This window comes from Ignavibacterium sp., from assembly GCF_025998815.1.
In the GTDB taxonomy this organism is placed as follows: Bacteria; Bacteroidota; Ignavibacteria; order Ignavibacteriales; family Ignavibacteriaceae; genus Ignavibacterium.
The window spans coordinates 1760256-1775058 of record NZ_AP026678.1 but is presented as its reverse complement, the minus strand read 5'-3'; the positions used below and the strand labels follow the sequence as shown (position 1 = coordinate 1775058).

General features: G+C 33.4%; 9 protein-coding genes. 4 read left to right on the top strand and 5 right to left on the bottom strand.

Annotated elements, in window-relative coordinates:
* Nucleotides 1–7: 7 nt before the first annotated feature.
* The 5 genes from Q0X14_RS07595 to fucP form a co-directional block, all read right to left on the bottom strand.
* A complete protein-coding gene (locus Q0X14_RS07595; protein WP_297844687.1) occupies nucleotides 8–2005 on the bottom strand; it encodes a glycoside hydrolase family 9 protein in 1998 nt (665 codons plus the stop codon).
* Nucleotides 2006–2033: 28 nt separating this feature from the next.
* On the bottom strand, nucleotides 2034–3878 hold the full coding sequence (locus Q0X14_RS07590) for a peptidyl-prolyl cis-trans isomerase (protein WP_297844684.1): 1845 nt from the start codon (nucleotides 3876–3878) through the stop codon (nucleotides 2034–2036).
* Nucleotides 3879–4020: 142 nt separating this feature from the next.
* Entirely contained in the window at nucleotides 4021–5250 is a 1230-nt protein-coding gene (locus tag Q0X14_RS07585) for a glycoside hydrolase family 5 protein (RefSeq protein WP_297844681.1), read from the bottom strand.
* A 135-nt stretch (nucleotides 5251–5385) separates the two neighbouring features.
* A complete protein-coding gene (locus tag Q0X14_RS07580) occupies nucleotides 5386–6363 on the bottom strand; it encodes an ROK family protein (RefSeq protein WP_297844677.1) in 978 nt (325 codons plus the stop codon).
* Complete coding sequence (gene fucP, locus Q0X14_RS07575; RefSeq protein WP_297844674.1) at nucleotides 6363–7697, bottom strand: L-fucose:H+ symporter permease; 1335 nt, start codon at nucleotides 7695–7697, stop codon at nucleotides 6363–6365. The genes Q0X14_RS07580 and fucP overlap by 1 nt, the downstream gene beginning before the upstream one ends.
* Nucleotides 7698–7941: 244 nt before the next feature.
* On the opposite strand from fucP, the gene Q0X14_RS07570 reads away from it, so the two are divergent.
* From Q0X14_RS07570 to Q0X14_RS07555, 4 genes are all read left to right on the top strand, one after another.
* Complete coding sequence (locus tag Q0X14_RS07570; protein WP_297844671.1) at nucleotides 7942–9255, top strand: extracellular solute-binding protein; 1314 nt, start codon at nucleotides 7942–7944, stop codon at nucleotides 9253–9255.
* The gene (locus Q0X14_RS07565; RefSeq protein ID WP_297844668.1) at nucleotides 9255–10739 is read left to right on the top strand and encodes an ATP-binding protein; all 1485 of its coding nucleotides are present in this window, start codon (nucleotides 9255–9257) and stop codon (nucleotides 10737–10739) included. Before Q0X14_RS07570 ends, Q0X14_RS07565 begins: the two co-directional genes overlap by 1 nt.
* Before the next feature lie 9 nt (nucleotides 10740–10748).
* Nucleotides 10749–12218, top strand: a complete 1470-nt coding sequence (locus Q0X14_RS07560; protein ID WP_297844665.1) for a sigma-54 dependent transcriptional regulator — start codon at nucleotides 10749–10751, stop codon at nucleotides 12216–12218.
* Between the two features lie 165 nt (nucleotides 12219–12383).
* Nucleotides 12384–14729 carry a glycoside hydrolase family 2 TIM barrel-domain containing protein gene (locus Q0X14_RS07555; protein ID WP_297844661.1) on the top strand — a complete coding sequence of 782 codons (2346 nt, stop codon included), beginning with the start codon at nucleotides 12384–12386 and terminating at the stop codon, nucleotides 14727–14729.
* Nucleotides 14730–14803 lie beyond the last annotated feature (74 nt).

Genomic DNA, 14803 nt, shown 5'->3' with positions numbered 1-14803 from the left:
CTTAAAATTATTTGAGATAGATCATTTTCTTTGAAAGAAAGGAACTACCGCAATTTAACTGATAATAATAAACACCGCTTGGTAAAAAACTATCAATCTGAAATAAATGAGAATGATTTCCTTTAAGAAAATATCCTTCTGCAATAGTTTCTAATTCTCTTCCAAGAGTATCATAAAGTTTAATTGTTTGCCATCCACTTTCGGGTGAATACCATTTAATTCTGGTTGATGAATTAAATGGGTTCGGAAAATTTTGTTCAAGATAAAACCCTTGTGGATTGAATTCATTATCTTCTTCGACTGAGGTAGTTGAAATATTATTAAAATAACCCGAAACAAGCACAAGTGGTGCATTCCAATTTATAGCGATTTCATTCGAAGCATAACTTCCCACATCATCAATATAACATAATGCTGGTGGTGTATTCTGATTAAAGTGTTGTTGTAAAACAGGGTCGTTCAGATATTGATTCGGGCCTCCAACAATTAAACCGGGAATTGGCTCAACAATTCCATCTGCTTCGGAAGGACGATGATGCGGATGCATCGGATATTTTATTCCAACTCCGGTAATAAATGATAAGTTATGTGCATTACACCCGGTTACGTAATTTAATTGTTCTAAAGCTGCTTTCAGATAATTCAGGTTATTATTTTTTGTGTGAGAAAGAATTAATAAAACTGCATTGTTAAGCACTTGTGAATTTGAACCCCAATAATATTCGCCGGGATTCAATGTTACTCCGAAACCATTTGCATTAACTTTTGTCAGAAGAGAATTACAATATGAATCTAATGAAGCAGCTAATTGAGCTTTAATGATTGGATCGGTATTAAGTTGTTTGGAAAATAAATAAGTAATGTGTGCGAGCGATTTAACATTCTGCCAGTTCATTGTTGAATTGAATAAGCCGGAAATGTTGTAATTGAATTCATAATATTCTTTAAAGATTTGATCTCCTGTTGATTCAAACAATTCTGCTGCTGCCCATAATCTCTCATCGAAATCATTGTTATCACCATATTCCCCGGTATAAGTTCCTGGCGGATTATGAAATCCTCCCGGAGGAACAATTGAAATTTGATTTGATAACCATTCCCAGGCATCTAATGCAGCATTTAAACAATCGTTTGCAAATGTTGAATCATAATTTTTGTAAACTCTGTAAAATCGTGCTAACACGGAAATAAAATTTGCTGTTGCAGCAGATGATTTTTCATAAATGTATCTCATACCGGAATCCTGCGAAGGCATTACAAAAGGTTCGAATTGCTCTTTTGTCAACTTGAAATAAACAGCACCACTTGTATCCTGCATTGTCAGAAACCATTGAACTTCATATTTCACTTCATCAAGGATATCAGGAATTCCGTTACCACTTTCCGGAATATTTAAATTATCATTACTGAAATAAGATGGAAAGTATTCATAAGCCATTAACAGGGTTGCTGCGCTGATACCGGCATTAACAATATATTTTCCGTAATCACCTGCATCGTGCCAACCACCGCGTGAAAATTTAAATCCACTTTGTCCGGTTGATGAATGAAAGAATGCATCGCCTGTGTGGCAAATATTTCTCTGATATTGTCCGGCATGCGTATATAATAATTGCGCTCCACATCTTTGAAAATAAAATGACTTTAAAGATTTGTTAAAAAGATCATAATAAACATTTTGATTAATAGAGAAATGATATGAAGTATCGTTTGTATTTAATCTGATAAAGTAATTTCCAAATCTGTTTAATGAAGTGAAATCTCCTTTTCTAACTGGCATTCCGGCTCCCGGATCATTTGAACTGATAAGCTGAAGATTACCGTTGTAAAAAGTAGTCCCGGTTTCTGAATCTACAACATCGAAATTTGATGCTGAGATGTTTGTATAAAATATTTTGGGTAATTCGGTTTTATATCCGGACTGATTTACGAAAACCTGTGAATAAATTTTAATGCTGTAAAACAGAATTATGAGTAAAGAAAATTTAGTTTCGAATGGCTTCATAAATGCCTCAAATAAATAACAGAGAAAATTATGGCAGCATTACTTCTTTCAATTTTTTTGTATCAATCCAGTCTGCCCAATTATCGAGCAAAGGAATGCCAGCTATTCTTCCACCAAAACCCATCAATCGGTGAACAAACATCTGAATACCTGTCGTTTTTGTTTGGAGTGCATTATCTTCATAAACTTTTGCATTATATCTTTGAGCTAGTTGGATTGTTTTTCGGGAAATAGTTTCGTTGAGTTTCTTTTGAAAGAGAAAACCTCTGAGTTTTTCTTTTGTTGTGTTGTTATCAATTTTTAAAGAATCGGAAGCGGTTTTCTTTTCTGTGACCATTAATAAAGTGTAACCATCGCTTCTTTTTATCGGACCGTAGAGCTTATTAACATTCAATTGGCTTGCAATTGTCCCGATGTCACCCAATGCAAATGCTGGCTGCAATCCAGTCTGAGCATTTTCATCAACAAGCGGATCTGTCTTACCGAATTGTTGTATTATTTCGTCAAAAGTCTGTCCTTCTGTTAACCGCACAAGAACATTTTCCATTTCCTGAAGTGAAGGTAAAGTGAGGAGTTTAAGATTCAGATAAATCAAAGAATTTTCTTTCTTTGAACTTTCCTCCAGATATTGATTTAGTTCGTTATCATCAACTTTTGCAGAATCAAGAAAAGTTAATTTATTAAGCTGAGCAAGATAATTTTGTTTCCACAATTCAAGTTCATCATAAATATTTTTTTGCTTATCAAGTCCGGATTTCTTTGCTTCATAAGTAAGAATTTGTTGTTGTACAAAGTCTTTTGCAATTCTATTTAATTTCTGGAACACAATATTCTTTTCAATTTTTTGAAAGCGATGTTCTTCAAAAGCAAGATTAGCTAAAAAATCCCAAACAGTAACTTTTTTATCAAAGACTTTGAAAAGTTCTTTGCTGAGATTCTCTTCACCAAGTTGAGACTTGATAATGCGATAATCATTATCACTTAGAATTAACCCTGAAGTGTCCTTTTTCGATTGAGATAAAAAACTCAATCTCTCAAAAATTTTTTCTGATACAAGCAGGAATGAAGTTTCATCTATGTTGATTATAATATCGTTTAACAGATTTTGTAGATATTCATTTGTTCTCAGCATAATCCTTCTGCTTCGTACAATATTTTTAATTTTATTAACGGTCGCTTCATCTGAAATATCAATTGGTGTAAATAATTTATCTTTGATTAAAAAAATTACCCATCCTACTTCACTCTTTATTGGTTCGGTAAATTCATTTGGTGAAAGAGTAAAGAGAAAATCTTCAATTTCTTCATCTCTTAACGAACCGAGGGTAATTTCAAATTGATTCGCTGTAACAGAATTAAATGGTTTTAATGTTAGTAAGGAATCGTGATTATCAGTTATCTTAAGTTTAGAATATAATTCAAATATTAAACTTGAATCGTTTGAAGTCAGAATATTCGATATCAATTTGTACTGAGCTTTATTGAGAGCATTCGACACATCTTCAGCAGATAGTTTTACCTTTCCTTCAACTTCTTTTTTGAATAATGCATCCCGCAAAAAAATATCTTCAAGTGATTTGAAATAAAACTTGAAGTCCTCTGATTCCGCAAGTCCTTTTTCGAGAGCGTCGAGATACCATAATCTTTCTGCAACAAGTGAGTAGAGAAAATCTGATTTGAGTGAATCCTGATTCCAGGCAGATTTATGAGTAATGAACGGAGATAATTCAAGACGATAAATAAATTCCTTATCTGTAATTTTTGTGTTGGCTATTTCTGCAACAATGTTGGAACTTGTTTGTCCGAGAGAAACATTTAAGTGGCTCAGTATTATATATAAAACCAAGAAGAGATATTGAGTATTTCTAATCATATAATCTTGAATAACATTAAATTATTATTTTATGAACTAACCAAATTAAAATAATAAAATCATTTCAGAATATTTGATCGATAATTAAACCTATTACTTGATAGATTTGTAAAAATGTTTGCTGGCTTGAGGTTGATTAATTTTATTTAAGTCCCAAAGCTTTTATGTAATCTTTGTTAATAATACAATTTTGAATTTTAGAATTCTCCAGATAATTCTTAAGTATTTCTCTTACTTTGTGTTTATCAGGTCTGTTATCTCTTATATAACTGTAAGAAAGTTCGAAAGATTCGGCAAAATCTTTTATCAAATCATAATTTGAAGGATGCCTGATTGAGACAACACCTCTTTCGTTATCCAATTTTTTATAAGGCCAGAAACACCAGCCGATATTATTTTTCTCGAGAACAATTCTGAACTCGGTTATCCATTCGTTTGTATTTTCACCCGATTCACCAAGCCAGATAGGGACATTGTACTTGTCTCTGAAATCAATATAACTTTGAATTACATTCTGAGTTGGTTCAGTCCAATATTTATGAAATGTATAAACAAGTTTATCATCGAATGGTTTGTTGAAAATCGAAAAATCGCTGTCCCAGATTGCTCCACCAAGAAAAATAATATGGTTAGAATCGACTTCTCTAATGGCGGTTGTTATTTTTTTATAAAGAGGTTCAAGCAGTGGTTTTAATCTGTCAACATCAAAGTAGTGGGCAATTGGTTCATTCAGTAAATCATAACCGATCACGATTTCTTCATCTTTATAAATCTCTGCTAATCGCTTCCATATTTGAGTTGTGTGTTCCTGAGCAAGAGGACTATCAAAAAGAAACGGATAGCCAAAACTGTCGTCAATATTATCGCCGGTTTGTCCTCCCGGTGCGCAATGCATATCAAGAATTACATAAAGATTTTCCTGTTTGCACCAGCTTATTACGCTATCGAGTAGTTGGTATCCAACACCCTTAAGTTCATAAAAGGGATAATCAGTGATGAACAAACGATAGTTGAAAGGAATTCTTACACTATTAAACCCCAGTGATTTTATAAAATGTATATCTTCTTTGGTGATATAAGTCTTTCTGAATTCTTCCCAAAATTTATTCGCCTCTTCATATCCAATAAGAGTATTGAAAAATAAGTATATGAATTGTGGAGAATTAATTTTACTGAAGTGGAACATATAACCTTCCGGTACAAGCCAGTTACCAAGATTAATACCCTTAAGTAGAATTGGATTTCCGCCCTGATCAATTATTTCTTTTCCTTTTACAGAGAAGAAATTTTTTGATTGTGAATAGGCATCTGTTGAAATGATAATTAACAGGGAAGCAATTAAAAAAAACAGAAAGTTATTTATTTTTTTCATCTTTTTTGATTTCCGGATAAATGAATACTCCTCTCGAAGCGCAGTGATGACAAGTCTTTTGTTGAAGCACAACCTTTTCAGTTTCGGCTTTAAAGTAATTCCTGATAGATAAAAATATTCTTTTCAACAAATTCATTATTGGGTTATTACCATAGTGTTAAGCTCGTGCCATATTAGTGCTGCAGCACCAAGTACAGCGGATTTTCCTTCATTGAGTTCAGACTTTAATATCTTAACTTTATTTCTGAAAACATGAAAAACATTTTCTTCAAGATATTTTTTAGTTGGAACTAACAATAAATCGCCGGCGTTTGCAAGTCCACCAAAGAGTATTATTGCTTCAGGACTTGTATGTGCAACTGCATCAGCGAGTTTAATTCCAAGCACTCTTGCTGTGAAATCAAAAGCTTCCAGTGCTATCCTATCACCTTGCAAAGCAAGTTCAGTAATAAGTTTTGCATCCAGACTTTCATAACTAACCGAACGAAGTTTGCTCTTAAAATTGGTATTTGCAATAAGTTCCATCACGGTTCTTTTAATTCCAGGTGCCGATGCATAAGTCTCAAGACAACCTTTTCTTCCGCAACCACACTGTCTTCCCTGAGGATCGTAAATTGTGTGTCCGATTTCTCCCGCAAAACCATCATGACCATAGACAAGATTTCCGTTAACTACAATTCCACTTCCTAAGCCAGTTCCCAAAGTTATTACGATGAAATCTTTCATTCCTTTAGCTGCTCCGTAATACATTTCACCCAAAGCAGCTGCATTTGCATCATTGGTTAAAGCAACAGGAACTGATGAATAATTTTTTATTAAAGAGATTACATCTACATATCCCCAATTAAGGTTTGGTGGATTTTCTACTGTGCCTTTATAATAATTTGCATTTGGTGCACCAATACCTATTCCAACTAATTCAAATTCTTCTTTAACATCTTTAGATAGCTCTTTGAATTTCTCAAAAAGTCTTGAGAACAAATTTTCTGCTGAGATTTCTGCTTGAGTGGGAATTGAGTCAATTAGAAAAACATTCCCAAGCTGATCAACCAGACCGAAAACAGTGTTAGTGCCACCAACATCAACGCCAAGCACTAATTTGTTTTTACTCATTAGTCTACCTCGACTGCAAGAGCTGCTTTTTCGAATGAAGGAACACTACCTCTGAATCCATAATAAGCTATGAACAAATAACAAAGCACTGGCAGTATAAATGCGTGATGAATTCCAATTGAATCTGCAATCAAACCTTGAATAACAGGTATTACAGCACCACCTACAATTGCCATACAAAGAATTCCTGATGCCTGTCCGGTGTGTTTTCCTAATCCACGAATTGCAAGTGAGAAAATAGTTGGGAACATTATTGAATTAAATAATCCAACAAGAAGAATTGACCACATAGCAACTTTGCCATCAGAGATCATAGAAATAATGACAAGTAACGAAGCCATAATTGCATTAAATCCGAGAACAGTTCCGGGTTTTATTTTTCTTTGAACAGCCGAACCAATAAATCTACCTACCATTGCACCACCCCAGTAAAACGAAACCATTTTTCCTGCTTCCATTTCAAGCATTGAACTATCCAATGAAACAAAATATTTTACCAGAAAACTTCCAATGGCAACTTCAGCACCCACATAAACAAAAATTCCGATTGCACCTAAAAGAAGATGTTTATAACCCCAGGCACTATCGTGAATTTCATCATAGTTTCCATTGCCATCACCGGACTGAACCGTGCTTGCTTCAATTTGCGGAAGTTTTATTACAGCAAAAATTGCAGCGATAATAAAAAGAACTGCCGCAAGTCCAAGATATGGATATTGAACAGCTGCTGCTTCGGCTGCTTTGTATGCCTCAACTTCAGCAGGAGACATTTTACTGAGTTCTTCTGCTGTTTTAACTGCAGTTGATAATATTAACAGCGAGCCGAAATAGGGAGCTACTGTTGTTCCAAGTGAGTTAAATGCTTGTGTAAGATTTAATCTTGATGACGCTGTTTCCGGTTTTCCTAAAATTGTTACATAAGGATTTGCAGCAACCTGAAGTAAGGTTATTCCTGATGCGAGGATAAAGAAAGCAAGAAGAAATACCGGATAAGATCTTAAACCTGCTGCAGGATAAAAAATCAGTGTTCCGATTCCTGCAGTAACCAAACCAATAACAATCCCTTTTTTGTATCCAACCTTTTCAACAAGTTTTCCTGAAGGAAGAGAAATTAAGAAGTATGCAAGGAAAAATGTAAACTGAACCAGCATTGATTGGAAGTAATTCAGTTCAAAAACATTTTGTAAATGAGGAATCAGAATATCGTTAAGACAAGTAAGAAATCCCCACATAAAAAACAGAGAAGTGAGAATAGTTAATTCCGGTAAATAATTTCTCTGATTACCAGTATTAGCAGCTGAACTGTTAACTGTAGATGAAGGTGTTGATGCCATCAGTTACTCCAGATAAATTTTCGAATAATTACTTTTAAATGAAAAGATTTTTCCAATTATTGTGCCTGCAAAAGTCATTAAGAAATAACTTAGTTAATAAATCTTTGCAAGTTTGTTTTATCTGAAGTTATTATTTTAATAATTGCAGGTTATTAAAATGATAAATTAATGACTGATGAATAGTGAGTAAAAAGATTTTTAACTGTTCTATATTTGCAGGTGTTATTTAAGTGAGTAGTGGTTTATGTTAAGTCTGGAAAAAGTTTTTTATATAATCATAAGCACAATTCTGGTAACAGTCTTTATTCTGTTCACTTTTGTTTTTTCACCAAATGCAGTTGATAATCAAAAAGGCAAAGTAAAAACAATTTATTTTGCAGATAACATTTCCAGAGCACATCAGAAAATAATTGATAAGTTTAATAAGAAGTTTGAAGGTCAGATTAAGGTTGAAACTATTAATCTTCCATTTGAAAAATTCAGTACAAATGAGAGAAAAGAACTTTTAGCAAGGTATCTGAGAAGTAAAAGTAATCGCATAGATGTCTTCAGTGTGGATATTATATGGGTTCCGAGATTCGCAAAATGGTGTCTTCCACTCGATTCAATGATTGACTCACAAAAAGTTAATAACCTTCTGCCTTATGCTTTAAAATCCTGTTTATATGATAATAAACTTTATGCTTTACCTCTTTATATTGATATTGCCCTGATGTTTTATCGCGATGATATGCTGAAGCAACTTCCGGATTATCAGGAATTTTCAACTGAACTCGCATCATCAATTACCTGGGAAAGATTTTTCGAATTGCAGAAAAAATTAAAAACACCAAATAATAACTTTTATATTTTTCAGGCGGATGATTATGAAGGTTTATTGTGTTCTTTTACTGAAATAATGTCTAATCTGAATAGCAGAATAATAGAAGAGAAAGAACAATTGAAACTCGATGAACAAAACACAAGAAAGGCAATCGGGTTTCTTCACGATTTAATTTATAATAAAAAGTCATCACCAGAAGCCGTAACTGATTTAAGAGAAAACAATAGTTATCAGTTCTTTGTAAACAATAATTCTTTCGCTGTTCGTGGCTGGCCTAATTTCCTTAGCGATGATAATAATTATCTGAGTGAAAATCTTAAATCAAATATCAAAAGAGCTCCGCTGCCTCATATCGCAGGTTCAGAACCAGCTGCAGTTTTTGGTGGATGGAATCTTATGGTTTCAAAATATTCGGAAAGAATTCCGGAGGTTATGAAATTCCTCGAGTTTATTCTCAGCGACGAAGCACAGAAAATTCTTTATGAAGAAGAAAATTTTTTACCAGTGATTAAATCATTATATCAGGATTTATCATTTACTAAGAATCACTCTGAGTTAAAATATTATGATAATCTTTTCAGAACTGGTGTTTACAGACCATTTCTTGAAGAATACACAAATGTTTCTGATATACTTTCATTTTACATTAACAAAGCACTTAAGAATGAAATCAGCATTGACGATGCAGTTAAGCTGGCTTCTGAAAAAATATCAGAGAAAATCGTAATTGACTGATGGCAGATAATCGAAAAAAAATATTTGAAAAGATTAAAGAATATCACTTTGAGTTTAAGCATGTAACAGTTTTGTTTCTCATACTTTTCATCTTTCAATTGATTGTTTCATTTATCAATAAAGCTGCGATAAAAAATTTTCTTACCACAACTCAGGAATGGTATCAGAAGGAATCTGCTGAAGAGATTGCAAATCTTACGGCTACTGCATTGGAGCTTGTGATTGAATCGATTAGCAAAACTGATAAACAAGATGCTGAGCAGCGTAATAAAATCATACAATCGTTTGAAATTATTTTCAGTCAGCAACAACTTAGTCATAATATAACCAATCTTTGTTTGCTTGTAAGAGAAAAGGATAGAATCATTAAAATTGAAGATGGAAAGACATTATACAGTATTTTAATCGAAAAAGATTTTAAAGATGCCGCAGTAAAGGGAGATAATGATGAAATAATAAGAATGTATAGGGCTGTTGAAGATAGTTTAAAACTAACCGAACAGATAACAAGCATCATTACAGAAAGAAGAACTTTTAACACTTTTGTTCCTTTCGTAATTAAAGGAGAATATCTTGGTGCTGTATATCTTCGAAACACTCCTGATTTCAGTTCTATAAGTAATCAGGTGATCAGCAATTATGATGAAACTTCAGTGATTTATCTTTCATTAATTTTGCTCGGTTTGCTTGCGATGTACTTTATTTCATCATACACTGTAAAGGAAAGAGACGCAGCACAAAAAATGTTATTTGAAGAACATGAAGAAAATCTCAAAAAACAAATCAATTATGAAAAGGAATTAATCTTTACTAAAAGAATTTATCACACTCATCATAAAGCTGAAAAGATAATGGGCTTTATAAAAGAAGATTTGAGAACCCTCTCAGATAAAAATATCGATGAGATAAAATTCAGAGTATCTAAATATTCCAATTTTATTTCCAGAGTAATCTATGATATGAAATGGTTTGATCCTCCGGTTCAGACTATCAGAAATCCGATGTTCAGAACAGATTTGAATGAAGTAATAAAATTCATAATCTATAATATCTTTCTCAGAATTTCGTCGCAGTCAACAGCATTCAAAATAAATTTTGAACCGGATAACAATCTTCCCATTGTGAATGTGAATGAATTTGTGATTTGGGAAATAATCGAACCATTAATTCAGAACAGCATTGACCACGGCGGTGAAAGTAATCTTTTGATTATAGTCAGAACAAAATATGATTCTTCAACCAACAAATCTTACATTCATATTGAAGACAACGGAAAAGGAATTGCACCGGAACTTCTTGAAGTAAATGAAAACAATATGAAACTTTTATTTGTCGAGAACACAACAACCAAAACACAAGGTTTACAAAATTCAGGCTATGGATGTTATATTGCTTATGAAATGACAAGAAGATGCGGTTGGAATATTGACGCAGAAAATTTACCTCAGTGCGGTTGCAGATTTACAATAATCATTAATAACTAAAGTGATAATATGATTTTCGAAGAAAAAAATATTAACATACTTCTAATTGAGGATGAAGAGTTTGATGTCCGGAGAGTGAAAAATACTATCTCACCTTTCAGCAGCAGAATAAGAATCATTGAAACTGTTTCTAATGGAAAAGCTGCAGTTGAATTCCTGCAATCCAATAAAGGCGATGTTGATGTTGTAATAATGGATTATCAGATTGCCGGTGGATTAATGGGAGAATCTTTAATTCAGAGGATTAAGGAAATTGATAGTACTGTTCAGATTATTGTCATTACTAAAATGACAGTCAACATTTCTGATTACAATTTTGCAAATAAACTTATAAAAGCAGGAGCATTTTGGTACTGCACAAAATATCCCGGCGATATTGAAGACTATATTTATCAGCCAACAGATTTTTTAATGAGTCTTTTTAATGCTTACGAAAAATCACTCTTAGAAAGAGAAAGATATCGTTCGCAGTTAAAGCTGAGAAGAAATGTTGAGGATATTCTTTTTCAAAAACAGATTATTGGTGAATCACCGATAATGAAAGAATTGAAAGAGGAGATTAACAGATTTGCCAAAAGTAATGTTAATACTTTGATTCGCGGTGCATCTGGAACGGGAAAAGAATTAGTTGCTTACAATATTCATTACCGAAGCGACAGGAAATATGAAAACTTTGTGATTATAAATTGCGGCAGTTTGCCAAGTCAATTGGTAGAAAGTGAACTGTTTGGTTATGAAAAGGGGGCTTTTACCGGAGCTGATAAAAAGAAACCAGGATTATTTGAAATAGCTCATCACGGAACAATTTTTCTTGATGAAGTTACTGAGTTGCCTTTGAGTGCACAGGTAAAATTATTGAGAGTGATTCAGGATGGTGAAATTGAAAAAATCGGAAGAACAGAAAAAATAAAAGTTGATGTACGAATAATTGCAGCAACAAACAGAAACATCGAAGAAGAAGTTAAAGAAAAAAGATTCAGAGAGGATCTTTATTATCGATTAAATGTATTGCCAATCTTTGTTCCGGACTTGAAAAAACGAGCTTCTGATATTCCTTTACTGGTTGATTATTTCCTTTCGAACATAAGTGTTGATATGGGAAGGGAGAAACCGGAAATACCGGAAGAAACTCTTAAAGTATTTCTGAATTATGATTGGCCCGGAAATGTTCGGGAACTGAAAAATGTTGTTCAGCGGATTTTATTTCATGCTGAATCTGTAGTTACACCAGCGCTTGCAAGAAGAGCAATTGGCGTTGGAGAATTGTCCCAAGGTCAGGTTGATTCAAATCTTGTCGACCTTTTCAATCCGGGTAGCATTCTTCCATTGAAAGATTTTGAAAAGTTAATTCGTGAAAGATATTTCAGATTTGTAAGAATGAATTCGAATTCAGATACTGAAGCAGCAAGAAAATTAGGACTTGCGCCACCGAATTATCACAGAATGGCAAAAGAGCTGGGATTGAAAACCACAGAATAATTTTATAGTAGGTTATTATTTTAATAAAGCCTCATTTATCACTTTAATAATTTCAGGAAGTCCCAACCAAATTTTTAACTCGTTTCAAAGTAAAATTCATTTACTGTCAAATGGTATCAATATTGACTTAGCAAAAAATTAATTCAGAAAAAATCCAGGAATGCTATGTCAAATAAGATTACTTCATTGCTTTTAATCTTCATAGTTTCATTATTCATTTCATCAAATTTGTTCTCTCAGGTTGCATCTCTTGAAGCAACTTTTTCCTTAAAGACAGTTGACGGAATTAAAATTCCTTTCCAATACGGAATGCCCGTTCCAACATTTGAAAAACAAAACAGAACAATAATTAATCTTGCAGGTCAGTGGAAGAAGCAGAGATTTTCTGCGAACGACAACATCACATTGGCTAAAAGAGATTCGGTTGGATATCAGAATTTATTGATTGAAGCTCAGGGAAGACAAAGTTCAACTTATGATGATAATAGTTGGGAGAATAAAATCCTTCCTTCGGTAGAAAATCAAATGAATGTATATCCTGCTGTTCCTGAATATTATCAGGATGGTGTCTGGTACAGAAGAAATTTTTCAGTTCCTGATTCATTAAACGGTAAGTTTGTAAAACTGATTTTCTATGCAGTAAACTATGTAGCAGATGTTTGGGTTAATGATGTTTATGTTGGTTATCACGAAGGCGGTTATACTTCTTTTGCATTTGATGTTTCTCAAATTTTAAACTATGGTGGGAATAATGTTATTGCCGTAAGAGTTGATAATCCTGCCTGGGGAACAAGAAATGATATTGTTCCGTACACTCAATGTGATTGGTTTAACTATACAGGAATTATTCACGATGTTTATCTGGAGATAAGTGAACCTGTTTCCGTAATAAGAACTGATGTTGTACCACTTGATATAAATGGTCAGATTCAGACAACGGTAGTGTTGAATAACAAATCAACTTCAGATAAGAATGCTGAAGTAACAATTGAGGTATTTAATGCTGAAATAAATGAAACGAACATCAGCAGTGAAAGAGCATCGGATTTAGTTGGAACACCTGCATCAGTTTCTGGTCAAACTCAGAATACTATTTTAATCAAAAGTGATTCAGTAAAAGCATGGCGCACCAATTTAATTGTTAATAATCCTCAGCTTTGGAGCCCAAAGAATCCTAATCTCTACATTATGAAAATTACTGTGCGTGTCGATGGAAATGTTGTTGATACATACTACACTCAATTTGGAATAAGAACCATTAAAACTTTTGTTGATAAAGTTTATCTCAATAACAATCCTGTATTCTTTACGGGCGTTGCACGACATGAAGATCATCCGGTTTTTGGCAGAAGTATTCCTGTTGATTCAATTTATTCTGATTTATTAAAAGTTAAATCAGTTAAAGCAACAATGTTAAGGACCGCTCATTATCCAAATCATCCTTACACTTATCAGATTACAGACAGATTAGGAATCGTTGTTGTTGAAGAAATTCCTGTCTGGTGGTTTGATACTGCATTGGCCTGGGTTATTCAAAACAGTGCAAGACACATTCACGAACAAATGTTTCGCGAAATGGTTTTCAGAGATTACAACAGACCTTCAATAATTCTATGGAGCACAACAAACGAATGTCTTGATGTTGATAACAGAAAAGTTTTTATCAATAAAGTCAGAAATGATCTGAACTTCAACTATCCTGATGGAAGACTGATAACACAATCAGCTGCTGCTGATCGTCCTGGTCCTAATGATGCTTCCCAATCCAATTGTGATGTCGCTGGCTGGACAATGTACTTCGGAATATTTCACGGAGGAACTTATTATGAAGGTACAAGATACTTTTTAACTCTTGCAAATTATTATTATCCTGAAAAACCAATTCTCGATACAGAGTTTGGATATTGGAGCGGAGAACTTAACAGTACAAATGGACAGCAAGCTCAGGTAACTGTGTTCAAAGAAACGTTCAATGCGTTTACATATCGTGCATCGGTAATAAGACGAGATGGAACTTACAGAGATGGAGGATATTTGATGGGTGTTACCTGGTGGTGTATTTTCGATTGGTATTCACATCAGCATCCGGATGGTTTTCAAAGTATGGGATTATACAGAATGAACAGAGATACTTTGAAAGCAGTTGGAGATACACTAAGAACTTACTATTCAACATTTTATGAACTTGGCGGAGTTGTGACAGATGTATCTGAGAAAAATGAAGAAACAGTTCCTGATGAATTTTCACTTGAGCAAAACTACCCGAACCCATTCAATCCAAACACAAAGATAAGATTTTCAATTCCAGTTAATGTAGCAGCAGGCAATAAAGTATCTTTAAGGATTTATGATGTGCTGGGAAATTTAATTACAACATTAATAGATGAAAACAAACAACCAGGAAATTATGAAGTTGAATTTGATGGAAACTCCTTAAGCTCGGGAGTATATTTCTATAAACTGCAAGCCGGGGATTTTATCCAAACGAAGAAAATGATTTTATTAAAATAATAAGTTGTTATTATCACTTTAATAAATAGCTTTGAAAAAAAATACTCCTTATTGAGAAATCGGGTAAACAATTA

Bases quoted from the DNA above. Each gene is read 5' to 3' on its own strand.
- Q0X14_RS07580 (WP_297844677.1), bottom strand. From the start codon at position 6,363: ATGAGTAAAAACAAATTAGTGCTTGGCGTTGATGTTGGTGGCACTAAC.
- Q0X14_RS07555 (WP_297844661.1), top strand. From the start codon at position 12,384: ATGTCAAATAAGATTACTTCATTGCTTTTAATCTTCATAGTTTCATTA.
- Q0X14_RS07565 (WP_297844668.1), top strand. From the start codon at position 9,255: ATGGCAGATAATCGAAAAAAAATATTTGAAAAGATTAAAGAATATCAC.
- Q0X14_RS07570 (WP_297844671.1), top strand. From the start codon at position 7,942: ATGTTAAGTCTGGAAAAAGTTTTTTATATAATCATAAGCACAATTCTG.
- Q0X14_RS07595 (WP_297844687.1), bottom strand. From the start codon at position 2,005: ATGAAGCCATTCGAAACTAAATTTTCTTTACTCATAATTCTGTTTTAC.
- Q0X14_RS07590 (WP_297844684.1), bottom strand. From the start codon at position 3,878: ATGATTAGAAATACTCAATATCTCTTCTTGGTTTTATATATAATACTG.
- Q0X14_RS07585 (WP_297844681.1), bottom strand. From the start codon at position 5,250: ATGAAAAAAATAAATAACTTTCTGTTTTTTTTAATTGCTTCCCTGTTA.
- Q0X14_RS07560 (WP_297844665.1), top strand. From the start codon at position 10,749: ATGATTTTCGAAGAAAAAAATATTAACATACTTCTAATTGAGGATGAA.
- fucP (WP_297844674.1), bottom strand. From the start codon at position 7,697: ATGGCATCAACACCTTCATCTACAGTTAACAGTTCAGCTGCTAATACT.